Source organism: Methanococcoides vulcani (genome assembly GCF_900111645.1).
Classification (GTDB): Archaea; Halobacteriota; Methanosarcinia; order Methanosarcinales; family Methanosarcinaceae; genus Methanococcoides; species Methanococcoides vulcani.
Genome location: NZ_FOHQ01000001.1, coordinates 333,541 through 353,508, shown reverse-complemented (window position 1 = coordinate 353,508; position 19,968 = coordinate 333,541). Strand labels below are relative to the sequence as shown.

Below are 19,968 nucleotides of genomic sequence, written 5' to 3'. Positions count from 1 at the left end.
GGTCTGCAATGAGTGAACTGCCGTGGGGAAATAAAAAAGAAAAGGAACAGACTTCTCCTTTTGGAACAGAAGCTACAGCGGACGCTCCTTTTCTGGCAAATACAACTGTTACCCCGATAGGCGACCCGAAAAATAAAGATCCAGGGACTGTTGCAGATAGTACTATCCATATTAATCCAGTAGATCAACACGATCTTAAACCAGAAGTTTCTATCATCGATGGAATTGAGAATCGAAGCTTGGACTCGGTTAATATTGACACACCACTTTTTATTAACGATGAAAGGGAAGACGAGGATCTAAAAAAAGCTATCAATATTCAGGAAAATACAGCTGAAGGTCCGATCAATGGGATCACTGCCACAGCTAATGAAGAAATCACTCCTGAAAAAGGCACTGGATCAAGGAAGAGGTCATTACCCTTGTTTGAACCGGAGTTCCCGGCAGAGGATGACAACAGCTGCCCAGTTTTACCTTACGCAGATCAAGTATCCATTGATACTGATTCAAATAAACCGCCTCAGGAATTAGAAAGGGAGCCTTTCGAAGCCATACCGAAAAATACGACATATGATCCATTCAAACCACCTGAACCCAGAACGCAATCCCATACAAATACAGAAAGAAATTCTGTATCAGGAACACCATTATTCCCGCCAGCAACACCTGATATGAGTTCAAACCTGGAAAATGTATCACAGGAATCAGAGGATAAAGTTAACAAAAATGAGAAAGGGATCCTGGCATTAATTACAAACACCTTCAAACGATTCACTCACAAGAGAAAACTTCTTGATAGAATGGAAGAATGGCAACCTCCGGCATCAGAAGTTAAGATAGAGGAAGACGTTACTGAACCAGTAAAAATAAATGTGGATCTCACTTCCGGCAAAAAAGGAAGTTTACCTTATGAAAATATAAATACTCCGACATTAGAAGAGATCAGAACGGTAATTCCTATCGACCCGCAAAATATTGAGAATGCTCCCGAATGGAAACCACCTGGCATTCAATTTGACAAGTTATCATTAGAAGGAACAACTGAAGTGGGGGAAACGGAACATACAAATGCTCCCATTGGTCCGGATAACGATCTTAATATTGGATACTCCTCCAAAGAGATCCAGAAAATAAAAGATGAACTTGCGTATTCAAAGCAGGGTAATGGAGACCTCAGCAAGGATATTAAAAACATCTCTGGCACGATAAATACACTGGAAAGCTCTATCAATTCCATAAAAAGGGATGGGGATAAGTCCAGTTCCATTATCAATATGAGGGTCGATGAGTCTGCAGAACAGATAGAATTCCTGGAAGAACGTCTCAATGAGTTTGAGATCACACTGGAGAGCATTCACACTGATAATGTTGAGCTTAAGACCGGACTTAATACCATTGAGCAGAACATTGTGGAACTTACAGGCTCTTACGGCATTATGCTAAAACAGATGCAGAAATTAACTGAATTCGGCAATTCAAGGTCTGCAGAGATATTTGAGACAAATAACCGCATCGATGAACTGGACCAGACCCTGACCACAATGAACACCATACAGGTCGAATCCCAAAAAAGAATGCTTGAACTCCATTCAGTAACTTCTGACCTGATAAGAAGTGTAGAAAACACACATAATGCTAACAAGGAACTCAGGACAGACAGTGAAGCACAAGATCAACTGCTCAAAGATGAATTGCTATCACTAACAGATTTTGTTGAGAAAGAGTTCAAGAACCTTGGGGCAAGAAGCTATCGTGCAAATGGTGAAAATGTCCAGCTGAACAATATAATCAAAAACTCCACTAATATGAAGCTCTGTATGGAATGGCTTGAATTCCTTATGGAACTTGTCGGATGTAACCACCTCGTAGACATCCTTTCCTACTATGAGGAACTTGGGTGGATCAGCGAAGATATTCGCCTTGAACTTATGCGATATGCAGAAGGTATCGACTATTACATCGAGAAATCCGACTGGAAGCTCGCACCTGATGATCATGTGAAATCCATCTGGTTCATCGAACAGCTCGCAGGACTTAAAGTAGATAAGAATCGATTGTCAATAATCGAAAAAAATATCAAAAAAGTTAAGAAGGGTACAGAGATATATGGTATATGATAATCCATGCATCAGGAAATATCCCAGAAAGGAACAATGAAGAATATGAACAAACCTAATCTGCTTAATAGAAAACTTCGAAGAAATGACGAAGGACAGGTAACCATCGATTACCTGATGGGAATTACCATATTCATTGTTGCATTATTCTTCATATTCCAGTATTCAGCAGGACTCTTCACACCGTTCCAGTCCAATTCTGATGAGATCACACTTGTTGCTGACCGCGTTGCTACATCCATCACTGAGAAGGAGATCAGTGCAGGTAACATCAATACACCAAACCTTATTGATGGAGACAAGACTAATGATTATTTTGATCTGCTTTCCAACAATTATGAAAATGAAGCAGATGCCTTGGGGCTGAGAGGAGAATATCATAGATATGAACTTAATGTAACATTAGATAACAGTACAGAAGTACGTATGGCAGGAAAAACACTTCCATTTTCCGATAATATCGGACAAACCAAACGTATTGTCCTTATTGAAGATTCTGATACTGGAGAAACTGAAACAGCCATACTATCAGTAAGGGTGTGGTAATATGTGGACTCCAAGAATATCTGATATTGGGAATGATCAGGGCGCACAGATGCATACACTTGAAGCCATAATGGCTGCAACCATAATGGTAGCTATACTTTTATTCGCAGTCCAGGCAACGTCGCTTACACCACTCACTTCATCAACTGCAAATGCCCACATTGAATCCCAGATATACATAATGGGCCAGGATATGCTAACTGCACTTGACCATGCACCATATGGACAGAACTCCGACCTGAAAAATGAGATCATTAACTGGAATGGGGAAATGTATGTTTGGAACGGCACAAATTACCAGTCCGATGATAATAAGAGCAATTCGCTTAATGGAACTGTAGTAGATATGCTGGAACTCGTTGCAGTGGAGAATGGAATAGCTCACAATATCCAATTCAGTTATTCCACGGCTTCAGGAAGAGAAAATTACTATATATACAATGGAGATCCCTCTGACAATGCTGTAATTATCTCAAGGAAAGTATTACTGTCTGATTCAGATGTTGGAAATACTACATTTTATGAAACCACTACCAGCATACCAGACATTGATACTACAACTGCCCTCTACAATATAGTCGATGTGAAACTTACTTTATGGCGTATGTAAAATAAATAAGGGATGTTAACATGAGAAAGTTCGATGATTCCGCACAATTGCTGTTACTTGCTGCATTTGCCATAGGGTCCACACTGGTTATTTCAACAATACTGTTGAGCAATATCATCTATGCAAGCAACATGGCATCGGAATCCACCAGTGATATTAGTAATTATGAGATATCTAACATTGCCCAGATGGCAGATGAGGCGACAAGGGCTGCTTACTATAATGCTACAAATAATAGAACAGTACCGATCAATGAGTCTGTATTTACACAATATATGGACAGCTATGCAACTGAAGCATCAGCCCTGTATGCATTCCAAGGATATTCGTTTTCTTTCGATAACAGTACACTCAGTGATGCATATTTTACCGAGAATGGACTCTATGAAGGTAACCCTGAATGGGTTCTTGTCAAAAACATAAGTCAAACGAACAAGTTCATGATCGATCTGACAAATACATCCAAACTTGGAGATGCATCAAATGCATATGAAGTGCGTGCAATAAACCAATCCGGTACATCGATCTGGTTCATGAAAGTATACAATGATAGTAGCAATATCACTATAACTGTACCAGGTCAGACATACTCTAAGACCGGATCAAACATATACCTGAATATTACTGGCAATGAGATCAATGGCGGTGCATCGGACTTCAACTTTGGTGCATCTACAGCAAGTGATATCTATAAGATCAAATTTGTGAACTCAAGCAATGCTATGGGATATTACTCAATCTCCGGTGGACTTGCAGATGGAGACACGTTTGTTGAAGAAAGATACAAAGTGGTCAATGCAACAATAAGTGTCGCTTCCAGCAATAACAAGATCAATGTCTCAATACCTATCACAGTACCATGAGGATCTAACATGAAGCAAATATTCCATGACAACAAAGCTGTAGCAACATCTGTTGGATTCATACTTACTTTCTCAATAACAGTCATCACTTTTGTACTTGTAATGAATGCATCCTACAATATGATGGACCAGGCAGAGCATACGGTCATGAGAGAAGAATTTGAGATCCATGGAAATAACATTGCACTACAGCTTACAGAGATGGAAACTATAGTGAACATTACCAACACTGCAGGCGGAGAGGTTGATGAAATAAAATATGAGATGCTATTGCCTCTGAAAGTAGCAAATGACTATTATTCTGTTGAATTTTCAAACCAGACCAATGAGATGATATTTGAGTCTCATGGACGTGACGAAACAAGAGTGAAAATACCTTATGAAATGAGAAACATCCAGCTAATGAGTACTACCATAAGCAGTGCATCAGAGGAGCATTACATGATATATAACAGCACAGCAAATATGGTCGAAATCTACTGATCAACTCAAAGGTTCTGATATATATGGTAAGAAAAAATATAATTGAATCGGATAATGCAGTATCAGAAGTAGTTGATGTAGTACTCATACTTGGGATCATGCTCATTGCAATAACTGTAATAACAGTTGCAGGATTCCCTGCCCTTCAAAACCTGCAGGAAAGTGGACACAAAGAGAACATCAGGCAAAGTTTCATAGTTCTTGGAGAGAACGTAAATAAGGTCGTCTTTGACAATGCACCCTCCCAGTCCGTGGAACTAAAAATGTACGGAGGCGGAATTTGGGTCACCAGTGACAGCCATATGAATATGACATTGCAAACATGGAATTCCTCTATTCCTGCAAAGGAAAATCAGACAGCGATAGACAGTCAAATGAGATCTTTACAGAACGAATTTGAAGGTACAACCATATCATACGAGAATACTGGAGTTTGGGCAAAATACCAAACCGGCGATGCTGTAATGGTACGAGAACCCCAGTTTGTCTTTAACGATAATCTGCTTGTGATACCTTTTGCCCCAATTCGGGGAACAGATGGAATTGCAGGAGAAGGACTTATACGAGTAATAGCAAGAGAAGATGGGGTGCCTTCGGTCTACAGCTACCAAAATGTTTCAGCAGTTGACATTACTATCAAGAGTGTATACTATACCGCCTGGGAAGACTACCTGAGAGACACCCTGGAAATGCAGGTAGAAGTAAACAATACAGAATCCAGTGTACATGCACATAAAGATTATACTGAAAACATCGATGTACATGTACTAAAATCATCACTCGATATGAGTATCGAATGAGGTAGGTATAACAGATGAAATGCCTAAAAGAATTATACACTTCATGCAATGCCGTTTCATCTGTTGTTGGATCATTGCTCATATTCTCAATTACAATCATTTGTATTACTGTGATGTTTCTCTACAGCGTTCCCATGATTGCTGAAATGCAGGACGATGCTGAGGCACAAAAAGTCGAGCAGGCTTTTACAATTCTTGACTCACGTATAAGTAAAGTGGCACTTGGAGAATCCCCCCTGCAGACAACATCCATAACCCTTGGCGGAGGCAGTATAAATGTAAACGGCCCGGATGAAACTGAAAAGGGAAGGATGACGATCCAGATCATCAATCAAACAGATAATACAAAAGAAGAGTTCAATTGTTCACTAGGCACTGTAGAATATATCAAAGATGATCGAAAAATAGCATATGAAGGTGGTGGAGTATGGTCAAACTATGGATCAAAGGGTGGAACTATTATGGTATCTCCACCAGAATTTCATTATAATGGAGTAACTCTCACATTACCAATAATGACTATCAATGGCAGGTCATCATCCAGTGGCAAAGGTGATATTGACATTGCGGTCACTTCTGACAACAAACCACACATATTGTACCCGAATGTTTCAGCCTCTGTCCTAAGAAAGAATCCCGTTGTACATGACAAGGTCATTGTCTACATTGAAAGCCAGTACTACGATGCATGGGCTAATTATGCAGATACGTTGATCTACACCAGTGCAACAGTTGATGATGCAAACGAAACAGCCATCATTGAATTCCATACAACCCCTCCAATGGGAACATTTAGCCTCACAAATAAAATAAAAATGGGCCAGGTAAATAAGTCCAACTTGCAACCAGTCCACGATTTCAACTTTCATTTTGAAGCTGCAGAATCTCAGGGATTAAACCCAAAAAAGTATGAAATGAAAGCAACTTCTGGAACAAAGACTCTTACATATAATTTGCAAAAAAAGGGCGGTGCTAATCAATTAGAACTTTATGTCACCTATATGGATACATCGGTAGGTCCTGACTATATAGAACATTGGGAAGGGATAGAAGTATTTTCAATCGAAGGAGCACAAGCAGATGAGTTCTCAAGTGTAGATCTACTGAATGAATCTTTCATGATGAAATATAGTCCACCCACCCAGGATGGTGCAGATACAGATTTCTCATGGGGACCTTCCGGAACTACAAGTGAACTGCCAAATGTTGATATTAACGTTTCTGATCAATACGCACTGGATGAAATCACACAGCATTATATAAAACTGATGACAAAAGAAGATCCAATCGAATTCAGTCTGGATGGTGGTTCACAGGATCCTATGGATTATAGTACATCCAAGGTTACTCTCAATTATGATTCACTGGGAAATGTTATTACCTATCTACATGTCACTCAAAATGAGTTGAATGCATACGTAGTAAATTGAACTTTACATAATAGAAATACTGGATATCATACAACAAAAATTCCAGTATACTGCACAAAAAGATAAGTATGCTGAGAGTATAAATTAATGTAGTAAAACGTTTGATGACCAAGTTTATACAATTAGGGATTGGTGGATATGGGGACTAAACAAAGATCATTTGACTCTTGTAAAGCGGTTTCTTCAGTTGTTGGATTGTTATTGATGTACTCACTTGCCATCATTGCCGTTGGTATTATATTAGTATATAATGTCCCTGTACTCAATGATATGCAGGACAGTGCAAAGGCACAGAAAGTAGAGCAGGCTTTTACCGTTATGGATTCGCGTATTAGTAAAGTGGCACTTGGAGAGTCACCACGCCAAACAACGTCTGTGTCCCTTATGGGTGGTGAGATAAATGTAAACAGCCCCGGTGAAGCTGAACGGGGCACCATGACGATCCAACTCATCAATACTACAACTAATATGACAGAGGAGTTCAACTGCTCATTGGGTACTGTAGAATATGTTAAAGATGATCGAACAGTAGCTTATGAAGGTGGTGGGGTATGGTCAGACTATGGATCAAAAGGCGGAATTGTTATGGTGTCACCACCTGAGTTTCATTATAATGGAAAAACGCTCACATTGCCAATAATGACCGTAAATGGTAACTCATCTGTTACTGGTAATGGTAATACCGCGATCTCTGTCACATCTGACAATCAGCCATATATTTTGTACCCGAACACTTCACTTTCCGTCAGCAGAACAAATCCTACTGAGCACCTCGATAAAGTTGTCGTCTATATTAAAAGCGACTACTATAAAGCATGGGCAAACTACGCAAACTCGATGACCCAAACAAGTGCAACACTGGATGATGAAAACAAAACAGCCATCGTTTCTTTCACCACACAACCCCCAATGGGAACACAGCCACTCACTAACAGCCTAAAAGTAGGTCAAATTGATCCAGAACCAGAAGAACCAATACATGAATTCCATTATGATTTTGAAGCTGGAGATTCGACCGCTAAGGGACTAAAATCAATGAATTCTGAACTGAAAGTAACTTCCGGAACCCGGACACTCACATATGAGTTTCAGAAAAGAGAGAAGCCAGATAGAATTGATATTCATTCTGTCACCTATGAGGATGAGGATCCTGCCGTAGGTTCTAGTTATATAGAAGAATGGACGGGAATAGACCTATACACCATAAGTGGCGAAAAAGCTGAAGAAAGTGCAGTTGTGGATTTACTAAATGATTCCTTTATGATGAGATATGTTCCTCCTTCGAACGATGGTGCCAATCCAGACTTCTCATGGGGCTCTTCAGGACCTACAACAGAACTTCCTGATGTCGAGATATATCAAAATGATGAAAACTTTTCGATAAATGATCTGACACAACACTACATGAAATTGATAACAGAAGATGGTTCTGTCATAATCTATCTGGATAATGGTAAGGGTGGGAGTGACCCAGTAGACTACGGCACTTCCACAGTTACTCTGATTTATGATGGGCTTGGTAATTACATTACCTACCTGCACATCACTCAAAATGAGCTAGATGTTACTGTGAATTGAACCTCAAAAAACCTAGTCAAAAATCAAACCGGGTCATAGAACAATTAACCTATGACCCAAAAATAATATTTTAAATTCCTCACTCAACATCCGAGACTTCCGTATACTCAGCAGTATAGGACCCTTCTGCACCCATCTGTGATTCGAGAGCTGCCACCAATGCGAGGAAGTAAAAGGGCGTGGTCAGTAAAGAACCAACATAGATCATGCCACCTATTGCACTGATCACCCACAGGATGATTGCCAGCACAAGAGTGTCGACGAAATTGTTCTTGGAGATCTCAATACTTTCTTTTATGGAATCCATTACGCCATAACCCCTTATCACAAGAAGAGGGAGGGCATAGATCATAAGGATTGAAAGCACGATTCCCGGAAGTACCAGGAACATAAATCCTATTCCCACTATAATGGCAAATAAAATGAAGAACACCCAGCTCTTCACGAAATTATTGAAACCTTCGAACAGGTCATTGATCTCGACCTTTTCCCCACCCATGCCTTTCACAGCCATGTAGGCAAGACCATAGAAAAGCGGTGCAATGGTCACAATGAATATAGAACCAATAAAAGCTATCAATGTAGCTACGACATAAGCAGCAATGTTCTCCTTGAAAACATCCCATGCTCGTTTGAATATACCTTCAAAATCCACAATATCACCTCAAAAATAAAATGGGGGCATGAACATAAATAATTTTGCAACTGCCTCACTAAAAAAGAATGAAAAGAATGAACTTATTACTGCTTAAGGATCGTGTATGTGGGGAATGGTATGTCAATTTCCTCTTTCCTGAACTCTGAGTCTATCAGCGTGTTAACTTCATTTATGACACTGAACTTCTCTGAAGGATACCTCACCCATAAGATCAATGCAAAATCAAGGCTGAAATCCCCATGGTTATCAAAGCGTACCGATGGTTCAGGATAGTCCAGAACAAGGTCTATGCTCTTTGCGATGTCCAAAAGGACCCTTTTTACCTTTGCGACATCAGAACCATACGCAACTCCCATGGTTATTTTCACCATCATTTTGGGCTGAGGTGACGTATAATTTATGATCTTGTTGTTTGCTATTATGCTGTTCGGGATAATAATCATATTATTGTAGAAATCAAGGATCCTGGTACTTCTGATACCAACTTCTTCTACGATCCCGATCTGCCCGTCCCCTATCTCAATGCGGTCACCATTCTTGAAAGGCTTGTCATAATAGATGGAAAGACCGCCGAAGAACTGTGAAATAGCATCCTTGGCAGCAAATGCCACAGCAATACCCACAATACCTGCAGATGCAAACAAAGGAATAATATTCACTCCCCATATCCCTTCGAGGATCATGCCAATACCGACCAGAGCAATTACAAGATCTGAGATGCCTTTCAGAAGTGGGAGAACTTCATCATCGATCTTCGTCTCTGTTTTTTTTACTACCGATGGCATGACATTGTCAAACAGTATCTTGTTGATATTGATCAATGTAAAGATCCAGATCAATGCCAATATGGTCAGCAATATGTCATTGAAAAATAACAGGTAACTTTCTGCACCACTTATCACGGAAAGTGCAAGGAATGCTCCCATCAGGATCACAGTGTAATATATAGGACGTTTTACTGCCTTGATCACAAGGTCATCGATCTCAAATCTCGTCTTAGAGGTAAAATGCAGAAGAACTTTCTTGAAAATAATATCTACCAGATAAGCAAGTATCACCGATAATACCATTATCGAGGCTGCCAATGCTAACTTGTATTCAATTGCACCAAAAAGTGACCCGAATATTTGCTGGGCATATATGGATACTGTTTCATTGAATGTCATAAAGTACAATTGGAACGAAAATATATATTTATTTGGACACAACATCCGAACTTAGACGATGAATAGTATCAAGCAGGTCCTTTTTGCTGAAAACCCCTTTTTGCATAATGGAATTTACTTTCCTGTCCAGGAATAAACGATCCTTAGCTGTGATATCACGCGCAGTGCATGCCACGATCGGAATATTCCAGGTTTCAGGGTTTGAACTCAATACGGAGATCACATCAAATCCGGAGACCTGTGGCATCATGAGGTCAAGTATCACAATATCAGGCTGTTCTTCCGTACATATATCAATTGCATCCGTGCCTGAATATGCACGTAAAATGGAGAAGCCTTCCGGCTCCAGCATGGACGAGAGAAGCTCAACAACATAAGGCTCATCGTCAACTAACAGGATCTTCGGGTTCTTTCGTTCAAGTTTCTCTTTGTACCTGTCCATCAATTTTAAAAGATATTCCCGATCGAATGGTTTGGTCAGATGATCCACTGCACCACGTTCCAGAGCAGTTTCTTTCTGGTCCATCATAGAGATCATCACTACGGGTATCTCACGGGTAGATACGTCCTCTTTCAAATGGCGAAGTACCTCCCAGCCGTCCATCTCAGGTAACATTACATCAAGGGTAATAGCAAATGGTCTCAATTTTCTGGCAAGAGCCACAGCTTCCACACCATTTCCAGCAGACACAACACGATAACCACCATCAATAAAAGTTAACATCAAAAGCTCACGTGATCTTTCATCATCCTCAACAACGAGTACCAGAGGATCACGATCCGTGCACTTATCTGGAACTATTATTTCAGGAGCGACCTTTTCAGCCAGTTCATCGATCGCATCGATATCAATATGTCCGGAACTATCCTGAGCGATCTCCTGAACGGTTTCCGGAGCTATAGACTTCGCTGCACGAGGCGATGTGACTGCAATGGGTATATCAAAGAAAAAAGTGCTTCCTACGCCAGGTTTGCTTTTGACCCAGACATTTCCACCATGCATTTCCACAAAATGCCTGACAATTGCAAGGCCAAGACCGATACCACCGTAACCCCGACGGTGGGAGCCATCTGCCTGACTAAAGGACTTAAAAAGAGACTGACGATCCTCTTCAGAAATACCAATACCAGTATCTTTTACCTGAACCACTAACCTGCTTTCAACGAATCTTGCACTGAGATCAACAGAACCACCTGCCTGAGTGAACTTTATTGCATTGCTCACCAGATTTTGCAGGACCTGTTCGAACTTCTGCTTATCAGCATTAATGACGATACCCCGAGGATCTAATTCTGAATGCAGATCAACATTTTTCTTTTCAGCCATCGGAGCAAGCAGAGAGCAAACCACATCAAACGATTCCCAAACAAGGAAATGCTCGTAGTGCAATTCCATATTCCCGGATTCAACCCTTGAAATGTCCAGAATGTCATTGATAATACCAAGAAGCTTCTTACCACTGTCTGAAATGTTTTGCAGGTACTTCACATGCTTTTCATTAAGAGCCTCGGATGATTCTTCAAGCATAACATCGGAAAAACCGATGATCGCATTTAAAGGGGTCCTGAGCTCATGCGTCACATTGGCCAGGAATTCGTTTTTTGCAATAATCCCGGTTTCAGCATTAGCCTTTGCAACTGACACGTTTTCCTCTTTGTTCTTGCGTTCAGTGATATCTCTGGAAACAATGAGAATGGCGTCTTTGCCCTTGTATTCCATAAGACTGGCATTCATCTCTACAGGTACACTGGATCCGTCCTTTTTCAGGAGGAGGGTCTCAAAGATCGAATGCCCATTCTCGAGCACTTCCGCTATATGGGCTTTAAACTCCTCAAAACGATCGGGAAGTAAAAGGGATCCTGAATTGAGAGAAAGAAATTCCTCATGCGTGTAACCCAGAAGTTCAAGCCCGACCTTGTTAACCTCAAGGAAAGTTCCATCGGGCTTTTGCAGATAAACAGCATCACTTGATTCATCAAACAGTGTCCTGTACTTTGCTTCCGATTCCTTCAATTCGTTCTCAGCAGACTTTTTTTCAGTAATATCCAGAACGATGCCATGATAGCGATCACTAACACCATCTTCCACAATTTCCAGCTGAGAATGCTCAGATATCCAATGGACATCTCCATTTCTATCCAGAATACGATACTCTTTGGAGAAATGCCTTTTATTTTCTTTTAAGCATTCAAGAAGATCGGAATAATATCCTTCTACATCATCAGTATGAATAATATCAGCATAGAGGATCTCATGAGACATCAGGGTCGCTGCATCATATCCGAACTGGCTCACATTATCCGACACGAACTCAACCGGGAATCCTTTCTCGGTCTTCCACAGGAATGCAATGGCCGGACTGCTGTGATAGATGGAACTGAGCTCTCCATCTTTTCGTATTGGTTTATGGGATACTGGCGTTTCCGGCTTAATAACCAATGTGTCTTTCTCGAGTGAAAGGTTCTTTTCATCCACGTTCATGATAATGTTGTCATTCCTGTGCATCAGGTCGATGACCTCAGAACGAGAGAAAACATCAAAAGAGATAGTACAAAGCGACCTCATCCCAAGTTCACTGACCGTATCTTTTACAATATCGGTGTAAGATGTAAGGTATTCCAGCCCGGAACCTTCAATGTCGTGCAGATCCACATTAAAACGAAGACCATCGAAACCATTCAGTATAGCCTGATCCTGCATAAGTTTCCAGTGATCAAGCAGAAGAGAGGGCAATAATTTCAGATCATTTCCGGGTAATTCCGGGATGGGGATGATCTCAAGCTGGGATGTGCGAAGATAAGGATCGATATAGATGCCCCTTTCTTTGAGCATATCTTTTGCCTTTGTAGCACTTTCCGCATCAGGAGTCATCCATACGCATAATTCGTTGCCATCGAGACCTGACATGACGTAATCCTGCAGAAAATCGGCCAGCTGTGCCGTATCCTTATACACAAAGCAAAAATGACAGCCATTAGAAATGACAGACACGTCTTTGTCCGTTTTTCTTACTTGATCATCCATTGTTTCTTTCCAGTATCCCGGATACTGATGCTATGTGAGTAATAATTGAAATGATGTAGTGCAACTTCCAGAGGTGGAGAACTGCATCGAATAGATGCAACTTTGTTACATCATAGAGGGATTGTTTTTGCTATTATATATATTATAACCCATAGAAAAGGGACAGATTCTGTTTTTTGTCATTTTGATGAAACATCAGTAAAGGATAAACTGCAGTCAGGATAAATTATAGATCAAGAAGAAAGAAAAGAAAAAGATACCCGAATATTTATCAAAGAAAATAAATAAGTGAAAGTTATTCACCACTTATTATATTATCCAATACCGTATCAATATTATACAGCTTTTCTTTTACTATCTGATATAATTCGGCAAAATTATCTCCATTTTCAGTGGATCTATAATCTTTTGAACTGTATGAAATATAGGGTCCCGGGTCATTAGGCATGTACTTGATAGCATCAATAACATTTTTTACTTCATCATGATTTACATAATAAATTAGATAAAAGTCGCCGAGTTCCTTTTGTATTGACCATACATACGTTTGATTATACTTAAAAAATAGCGTATCTTGCAATGTTTTCACATCAGTGATCAATTCTTCAGAATTGAACATAGCATCTACAGCTTTCAGTATTTTGCTCATTTCGCACACCACGCACAAAAATAAAATATCTAACCAACAAACCAATTCCTACTAATCAAATAAATATTCTGCGGTCTATATTACGTTTAAAATTAAATATATAATTACAAAGGGCAAATAAATTAAAGGATTTGTTTGAAATCGAGGAATTAGAAACATTATAACGATCCATCCAATGCACTTTCCCCGCAGGATTATATATAAGATGAAAAAAGATATTCACGAGATCAGCTATTTTGGAGAGATCCGGTTGGAAAACATCAATCAAAAAGAAATTCTAGTCCTGCAGCTTCAAAGAATGTACTGGATTGAAACTGAAATGGAACAGCTTGCAACATGGGAAGCACGAATCGAGCTTGAAGGACAACATCTGGAAGCACTGGAAACCCTGTCTCATGATTCAGACAACCACGCCTTGATCCTTGAAAAATGGCTCAACATGGCAAACATTGAACTCCCAAGAACTGCACCCCGAGGAATTCCCCACAGAATGTTTGACTTTAACCGGACAAATATCTACGAGATGTTCAGTGAGATAAGGAAATATGAAGTCCTTGCAAGGGACATGTATCACAACATAACTGGAGCAGATGCCGATGTCCTGGAAGAAGTATTCCCTGATGAAGAGAACAGTAAAGAATTCATAAAAGATATGAAGCACCTAGTCGCAGAAGAAGAAAGACACAAAAAAATATGCGATGAAAAGATAGGTGGATTTACCAGAGTGCTCTGAAGTTTGGATTTTTCTTAAGAGAAATATTGTTGGGCCTCCCAAGACCCGTGAATCTTTTTTTACAATTTTACTGACAAGATCTCACGACATGCTTTGTGAAGATCAAAGCAGAAGTGACCGTGCTTGCATATTCATCAGGACGATCTAATGATCTTATTTTGTCCTGTGATGACTATGAGCTTATCACGAAGAATTGTCAGGTCTATATTCTTAAGATTGTGATCCATGGCACCTTTTACTATCAAAATGCAAAAACATTGCATATATTTATAATATGTCAGCTCAGTATAAGTTTACGTTAAGATACATTTATGAATACTATATCGAATATATTTTATGTGAAGATAAGAGGTTATCAATTTGAAATGGAAACATGACAGGGGACTTGAGGGCAGGATGTTGTTGACACTATTCCTGCTGGCGGCAGTGTACCTACTATTTCTGGCATTCCTGTTCTATTCGGGTGCTCCCCAGATGTTTATGCTGTTGTTCATAGGCGTATTCATGGGAGCACAATATTACTACTCAGACCGTCTGGTCCTCTGGACCATGCATGCAACCATCGTTTCCGAGCATGAGGAGCCTGAACTTCACCAGACCATAACCCGGTTATGTGCCATAGCGGACCTGCCAATTCCCAGAATTGCAGTGGTGAACACATCGATCCCGAATGCCTTTGCAACCGGCAGAGGTCCAAAGAATGCAGTGGTTGCTGTGACCACAGGCCTGATGGACCAACTAAACCAGGGAGAGCTGGAAGCGGTCCTTGCACATGAGCTGAGCCATGTCAAGAACAGGGATATGGCGATACTCACCATAGCCAGTTTCATATCGACCCTTGCGTTCTATATCGTCAGGTACAGTTTCTACTTTGGCGGCTTCGGTGGAATGGGAGGCAGACGAAAGGAGTCAGGCGGCATTATTGCGATCTGGATCGTTTCGTTGCTTGTATGGGTCATAAGTTTCCTGCTGATACGCGCTCTTTCAAGATACAGGGAATTTGCAGCGGACAGGGGTTCAGCGGTCATCACAGGCCAGCCCTCCAACCTCGCATCGGCACTTACGAAGATAAGCGGCATCATGCCCCACATCCCCCAGGATGACCTGAGATCAGTGGAGGGCATGAATGCATTTTTCATAATTCCTGCAGTATCAGGTTCTTTCATGAGCCTGCTCTCGACCCATCCGTCCACGGAAAAAAGGCTCGCAGCACTTGAAAAATTACAAAAGGAGCTTGAATTCTGATGGGACTTAAAGGCATGTTCGATTCCCTGCTCGGCAGGAGCAAGCTGCCAGTATCAAATACGGAGCGACTGTTCGCGATCTCAACTGCAGTGGTCACGATGGAAGTGAGCCTGAACCTGCACCCGTCCGGTCAGGCAGGCATCTGTTTTAAGTCCATGTCCCTTTCCCAGTATGAGAACACCAGAAAGGAGATAGAGGAGCTGTTAAGTTACAGTACAAAGGAAACCGGAACGAAGTTCCACATCGAGAAGGATAAGTACAACTTCCTCTGGGTGATACTGGATGATCCCGATTTCGAGGACCTTGTCACGAACATACATATGATCAGCCAGACCCTGATCGAGCAGGGTTTCTCAGAACAGATCCTGTGCGCAGTATACCGCTTTGAGAGCGAGGGACCTGTCTACTGGATCTATAATTTCAAGCAAGGCAGCTATTATCCTTTCGTACCCCGGGGTAAGCAGGAACGGGACAATTCTACGGAACTCAGGCTCAAAGCCCTTATAGAGAACGAGCTTCCGGTTGAGAAAAATGTGGAGAAATGGTATCCCCTCTGGGGAATGCCATTCTAAAAATTAAAGATGGTAAGTTCAGTCCTCGAGCAGACCGCTTCCGGTAAAGATCTCCTTTGCTTCCTGTAGGCTCAGGTCTTCAGGCGGGACAATGATGTTGGATTCCACAATGCTTGCATCATCAAGTTGCTTCCCGTTCGATTTGATCACATTAATGAGCCTTGAAAGCTCAGTCCTGTAATCAGCTTCATTTTCCTTGCCTACAAGGTCCACTATCCGGTTGTCAATGATGTTGAGCTCGTCGAACAGACTTCCGGGGACCTCAAACTGCCCTTCACCCATTATCCTGATTATCATTTTCCTTCCTCCATCCTGAGTTTTGCCAGCTCCGTCTCGACATTCGATTCCGCACTGATCTTTGCAAGTTCCCTATCGATGTCATCACCACTGCTTGTAATGTCATCAAGGGTACCTGTCTCGATGAGCTCATCAAGGGCAGAGGCACGTGCCTTCATATCTTCGGTCTTGTTCTCTGCTCTCTCAACAGCAAGACCGACATCCGCCATTTCCTCACTGATCCCTGATACGGATTCATTGATCTTCACCTGGGATTCAGCAGCCGTATATTGTGCCTTGATGGTCTCTTTCTTCGTCCTGAATATCTCCACCTTGGTCGAAAGACGCTTCTCAGCAGCCACCAGTTTATCCTGCTCCTTTTCAAGGTCCGCGATCTGCTGGTCAAGTCCCTGTACCTGGATCTCCAGTGCACCCTTGCGCTCAAGTGCAAGTCTTGCAAGGTCCTCCCTGTCACTCTTGATGGCATCCCTTGCCTGCCTGGAAAGCTTGTCAATGCTCTGCATCAGCTTTGAGCGCTGCAACTGCAACCTCTTCTTAGACGTCGCTACCTCAGCTACTCCTCTTTTTACACCCTGCAACATTTCCAGCTGCTTCTCATAGGAATAGTCAAGTGTCTCTCTGGGGTCCTCCATACGATTGACGATCTTGTTCATCTTCGCTTTAAGGACCGTTTCCATTCTATTAAATAGACTCATTTACTCCCTCCCGTTATTATGTGCATGTTAGTTATTGGTACTAACTATCATATGTTATTTAGGCGATTTACTATTTCTAATTTTAGTTCCAGTGGGTTTTCGGTACAATTAGTTGATAAGAAGATTATAATTTTGTGGAGGGAGAAGAAGGGATAGGGGACTTTAGAGTTTGAAAAGGTAGTCGTTGAAGCTGTTCGGGAAGCTGAACCGCTGAACAAGGAGTTTAGGGAGCTTGGAGTTAACAAGCGTGCATCTGTTCGGTCTGCTCATAACACAATGAGGTATAGCCGGGTTGTTGGATGAGCGATAGCTATGGAAGTGAAACCATGAATGATTTAGCATCATTTGAAACAGAATTTGTACGGACCGTGGAATATATGCCTATTACAAGTGATTTATTGATTGTAATTGTTGCTTCTGTCCTTGTTATAGGTATGTTAGTAGGCTATGGAATAGCTGTTGCCAGACATGAGAGGACTCCCACTTTACTGAGTTACAGTGAATACTTTCACCCCACATACCTTAAATTTATATAATGTGTTCTGTTACATATATATGATCAACAATGGTAGAGTATGAATATGCACTGGACAAGTGCGGAGATCCAATACATATTTCGAAGGCATTTTCAAAGAGGGTATATTATTGTCCAGACTGTGAATCTGAATTAATTCCTCGAAAAGGTGATGTTAATGCACATCACTATGCTCACAAAAACATTGAAGCTCATGCAGGGGGTGGGGTAGGTGCAAAAGAGTCAGCGTTACATTCCAACAGTAAATGCAAGGTATACGATCTTCTAAAAAATGCATTAAACAATCAACGACACATTACATTATTTAAAAAATGTCCTTTTGGTGAAACAGCCTATAAAGACATAACATACCCCGTATTACTTGATAATTATCCAAATATTAATCCCATGGACATTAACTGGCCTATGAATTATTATGATTTTGATTATAGTAATCTACACATAAAACCGGCAAACGAATTTTACTATAAAGTCACAGAAACAATTGATGAAGTCGTATTGGAAAAACAAGACCGGAGTGGGTATCGTCCAGATATATCTCTTTTAAAGGATGGAACCTTAATTAAAGCAATTGAAATTGTGCACACTCATGATGATTCGGAAGAAAAAACAAAATATTATCAAAGCAATAACATTGATGTAATTAAAATATTCGTACCTTCTGAGTCTGAATATAATTTATTGATGAAATGCACTAATAAATTACCTTCAAAAATTACATATACTTTTCTTTATAGTGGTTGTAGTGTTCCTTATATTACAACAAAACAGATGCTAATTTCAAACATTTACATACAAGAGATAATTAAAATTAGAAGAATGGCTCATGAGCTTTCTATAAACTATTCAGATCTAGAAAGCGATTATGCTGATTTATTGTTTGATATTAAATTGCATATTTCAAAAATTCACCAACATGTCGTAAGAGAAAAGGAAGAATCGATAAAAAATATGAGTTGGTCTAATGAGAAACTGCGTAAAGAACATGAATTATTTGAGCATGAAATTTTAAAAAAGATTAATGAAGAAAATTATGGACAAAACTGGTCTATTTCTGAAATATGTAGGCAAATCCAAGTCGGAGATTTTTATAAGCGAGTTAAAGAATTTGAGCGGCTGATGAACGCAGGTATCGTCTTTGTTGATGAAGATGGATATCATTCTATTTATTGATTAAGCTTTAATTATTACAATGTGTGCCTGACATCTTAGGAATGGGTTGAAAGGAGGATATGAATATGGATCTGGATAGATTTGATAAATCAGCACTATATGTCGATGCAGGGGTAAAAGCTGAAAATAATGGTGATATTCAATTAGCAATGAAATATTACAACAAAGCAATAGAATTAAACGTAAATAATTATGCCGCTTGGGATGCAAAGAAAGAGCTTTTGTTCAACTTAGAGGAATTTGAAAAAGCATTCCATATAAAACAACAAATGTCTGTGATTTTTTGAACTGATTATTAAACTAACTTTAAATCCTACTTCCCCAATCTTTTCTATTGAGATGGGTAGAAACGCATAGGTACGTTTCGGTTTTACACATAAAGGTAAGATATAGAGGGATTTGTTGAAATATTAGAAGATTTGAGATACAAATTAAATCATGGCTGAGTACAATAAAAGATGATGAATAGGCCAAGTTTGGACCTGCGTGGTGTATATATAATGACTTGTATTTTTGATAATATGGAATCATTAGAAGAAATAGATGATCAGCTTTTGATAGGTGAACTAAAAGACCGTGGCTATTCAGTAATAGGCAAAAAGTATTCTCAAACCGAATGTAGCAACTGCGGTGGTAAGATGTATTATACGGCTGAGGTTTTTGGTGACTTCCACTTTTATAAGGTTGGAACACGGTGCGAAAACTGCATGATGTTTGTGGGAACTGAGGGACATTTTGATTAAGGACATTCCTTCATATTTTGACAGATCGGGAGAATAAACGAATTACACAT

Annotated in this window: 21 protein-coding genes; 15 read left to right on the top strand and 6 right to left on the bottom strand. The window is 40.3% G+C overall.

Annotation, left to right across the window (positions count from 1 at the left end; translation table 11 throughout):
• Positions 1-8 precede the first annotated feature (8 nt).
• The 8 genes from BMX02_RS01885 to BMX02_RS01850 all read left to right on the top strand — a co-directional run bounded on the left by BMX02_RS01885 (position 9) and on the right by BMX02_RS01850 (position 8,427).
• Complete coding sequence (locus tag BMX02_RS01885) at positions 9-2,117, top strand: FlaD/FlaE family flagellar protein (protein ID WP_091688564.1); 2,109 nt, start codon at positions 9-11, stop codon at positions 2,115-2,117.
• A gap of 45 nt (positions 2,118-2,162) precedes the next feature.
• The gene (locus BMX02_RS01880) at positions 2,163-2,663 is read left to right on the top strand and encodes a DUF7287 family protein (RefSeq protein ID WP_091689077.1); all 501 of its coding nucleotides are present in this window, start codon (positions 2,163-2,165) and stop codon (positions 2,661-2,663) included.
• A gap of 1 nt (position 2,664) precedes the next feature.
• The gene (locus tag BMX02_RS01875; protein WP_244624985.1) at positions 2,665-3,273 is read left to right on the top strand and encodes a DUF7288 family protein; all 609 of its coding nucleotides are present in this window, start codon (positions 2,665-2,667) and stop codon (positions 3,271-3,273) included.
• A gap of 20 nt (positions 3,274-3,293) precedes the next feature.
• Positions 3,294-4,136 (top strand): hypothetical protein, encoded by an 843-nt coding sequence (locus BMX02_RS01870; protein WP_091688562.1) that lies wholly within the window; start codon positions 3,294-3,296, stop codon positions 4,134-4,136.
• Positions 4,137-4,145: 9 nt separating this feature from the next.
• Entirely contained in the window at positions 4,146-4,619 is a 474-nt protein-coding gene (locus BMX02_RS01865) for a DUF7266 family protein (protein WP_091688560.1), read from the top strand.
• A 23-nt stretch (positions 4,620-4,642) separates the two neighbouring features.
• Positions 4,643-5,419, top strand: a complete 777-nt coding sequence (locus tag BMX02_RS01860; RefSeq protein WP_244624983.1) for a DUF7289 family protein — start codon at positions 4,643-4,645, stop codon at positions 5,417-5,419.
• 14 nt (positions 5,420-5,433) lie between these two features.
• Positions 5,434-6,849: a DUF7289 family protein gene (locus tag BMX02_RS01855; protein ID WP_091688556.1), complete on the top strand. Its 1,416-nt coding sequence runs from the start codon at positions 5,434-5,436 to the stop codon at positions 6,847-6,849.
• Positions 6,850-6,987: 138 nt separating this feature from the next.
• On the top strand, positions 6,988-8,427 hold the full coding sequence (locus BMX02_RS01850; protein WP_091688554.1) for a DUF7289 family protein: 1,440 nt from the start codon (positions 6,988-6,990) through the stop codon (positions 8,425-8,427).
• Positions 8,428-8,506: 79 nt separating this feature from the next.
• Here BMX02_RS01850 and BMX02_RS01845 read toward each other — a convergent pair whose 3' ends face one another.
• The 4 genes from BMX02_RS01845 to BMX02_RS01830 all read right to left on the bottom strand — a co-directional run bounded on the left by BMX02_RS01845 (position 8,507) and on the right by BMX02_RS01830 (position 13,925).
• A complete protein-coding gene (locus tag BMX02_RS01845) occupies positions 8,507-9,082 on the bottom strand; it encodes a YciC family protein (RefSeq protein ID WP_091688552.1) in 576 nt (191 codons plus the stop codon).
• Between the two features lie 86 nt (positions 9,083-9,168).
• Positions 9,169-10,251 (bottom strand): mechanosensitive ion channel family protein, encoded by a 1,083-nt coding sequence (locus BMX02_RS01840; protein WP_167879272.1) that lies wholly within the window; start codon positions 10,249-10,251, stop codon positions 9,169-9,171.
• 28 nt (positions 10,252-10,279) lie between these two features.
• Positions 10,280-13,276 (bottom strand): response regulator, encoded by a 2,997-nt coding sequence (locus BMX02_RS01835; protein WP_091688548.1) that lies wholly within the window; start codon positions 13,274-13,276, stop codon positions 10,280-10,282.
• Positions 13,277-13,571: 295 nt separating this feature from the next.
• Positions 13,572-13,925 (bottom strand): hypothetical protein, encoded by a 354-nt coding sequence (locus tag BMX02_RS01830; protein WP_091688546.1) that lies wholly within the window; start codon positions 13,923-13,925, stop codon positions 13,572-13,574.
• Positions 13,926-14,130: 205 nt separating this feature from the next.
• Here BMX02_RS01830 and BMX02_RS01825 point away from each other — a divergent pair, with 205 nt between their 5' ends.
• The 3 genes from BMX02_RS01825 (at position 14,131) to pspAB (ending at position 16,475) form a co-directional block, all read left to right on the top strand.
• Positions 14,131-14,658, top strand: a complete 528-nt coding sequence (locus tag BMX02_RS01825) for a hypothetical protein (RefSeq protein WP_244624976.1) — start codon at positions 14,131-14,133, stop codon at positions 14,656-14,658.
• A 360-nt stretch (positions 14,659-15,018) separates the two neighbouring features.
• On the top strand, positions 15,019-15,903 hold the full coding sequence (htpX, locus tag BMX02_RS01820) for a zinc metalloprotease HtpX (protein WP_394328872.1): 885 nt from the start codon (positions 15,019-15,021) through the stop codon (positions 15,901-15,903).
• Positions 15,903-16,475 (top strand): PspA-associated protein PspAB, encoded by a 573-nt coding sequence (gene pspAB / locus BMX02_RS01815; RefSeq protein WP_091688542.1) that lies wholly within the window; start codon positions 15,903-15,905, stop codon positions 16,473-16,475. The genes htpX and pspAB overlap by 1 nt, the downstream gene beginning before the upstream one ends.
• An 18-nt stretch (positions 16,476-16,493) precedes the next feature.
• On the opposite strand, the gene pspAA is transcribed toward pspAB, so the two are convergent.
• Both pspAA and BMX02_RS01805 read right to left on the bottom strand, forming a co-directional pair.
• On the bottom strand, positions 16,494-16,772 hold the full coding sequence (gene pspAA / locus BMX02_RS01810) for a PspA-associated protein PspAA (protein ID WP_091688540.1): 279 nt from the start codon (positions 16,770-16,772) through the stop codon (positions 16,494-16,496).
• Complete coding sequence (locus BMX02_RS01805; RefSeq protein ID WP_091688537.1) at positions 16,769-17,467, bottom strand: PspA/IM30 family protein; 699 nt, start codon at positions 17,465-17,467, stop codon at positions 16,769-16,771. The genes pspAA and BMX02_RS01805 overlap by 4 nt, the downstream gene beginning before the upstream one ends.
• Before the next feature lie 299 nt (positions 17,468-17,766).
• Between BMX02_RS01805 and BMX02_RS01800 the strand changes: the two genes are divergently transcribed.
• The 4 genes from BMX02_RS01800 to BMX02_RS01785 all read left to right on the top strand — a co-directional run bounded on the left by BMX02_RS01800 (position 17,767) and on the right by BMX02_RS01785 (position 19,918).
• Positions 17,767-18,003: a hypothetical protein gene (locus BMX02_RS01800; RefSeq protein ID WP_091688535.1), complete on the top strand. Its 237-nt coding sequence runs from the start codon at positions 17,767-17,769 to the stop codon at positions 18,001-18,003.
• Positions 18,004-18,032: 29 nt separating this feature from the next.
• Positions 18,033-19,175: a competence protein CoiA family protein gene (locus BMX02_RS01795; protein ID WP_091688533.1), complete on the top strand. Its 1,143-nt coding sequence runs from the start codon at positions 18,033-18,035 to the stop codon at positions 19,173-19,175.
• A 65-nt stretch (positions 19,176-19,240) separates the two neighbouring features.
• Positions 19,241-19,462: a hypothetical protein gene (locus BMX02_RS01790; RefSeq protein WP_091688531.1), complete on the top strand. Its 222-nt coding sequence runs from the start codon at positions 19,241-19,243 to the stop codon at positions 19,460-19,462.
• Positions 19,463-19,696: 234 nt separating this feature from the next.
• Positions 19,697-19,918, top strand: coding sequence for a hypothetical protein (locus BMX02_RS01785; protein ID WP_135643973.1), 222 nt, complete (start codon positions 19,697-19,699; stop codon positions 19,916-19,918).
• Positions 19,919-19,968: the final 50 nt, after the last annotated feature.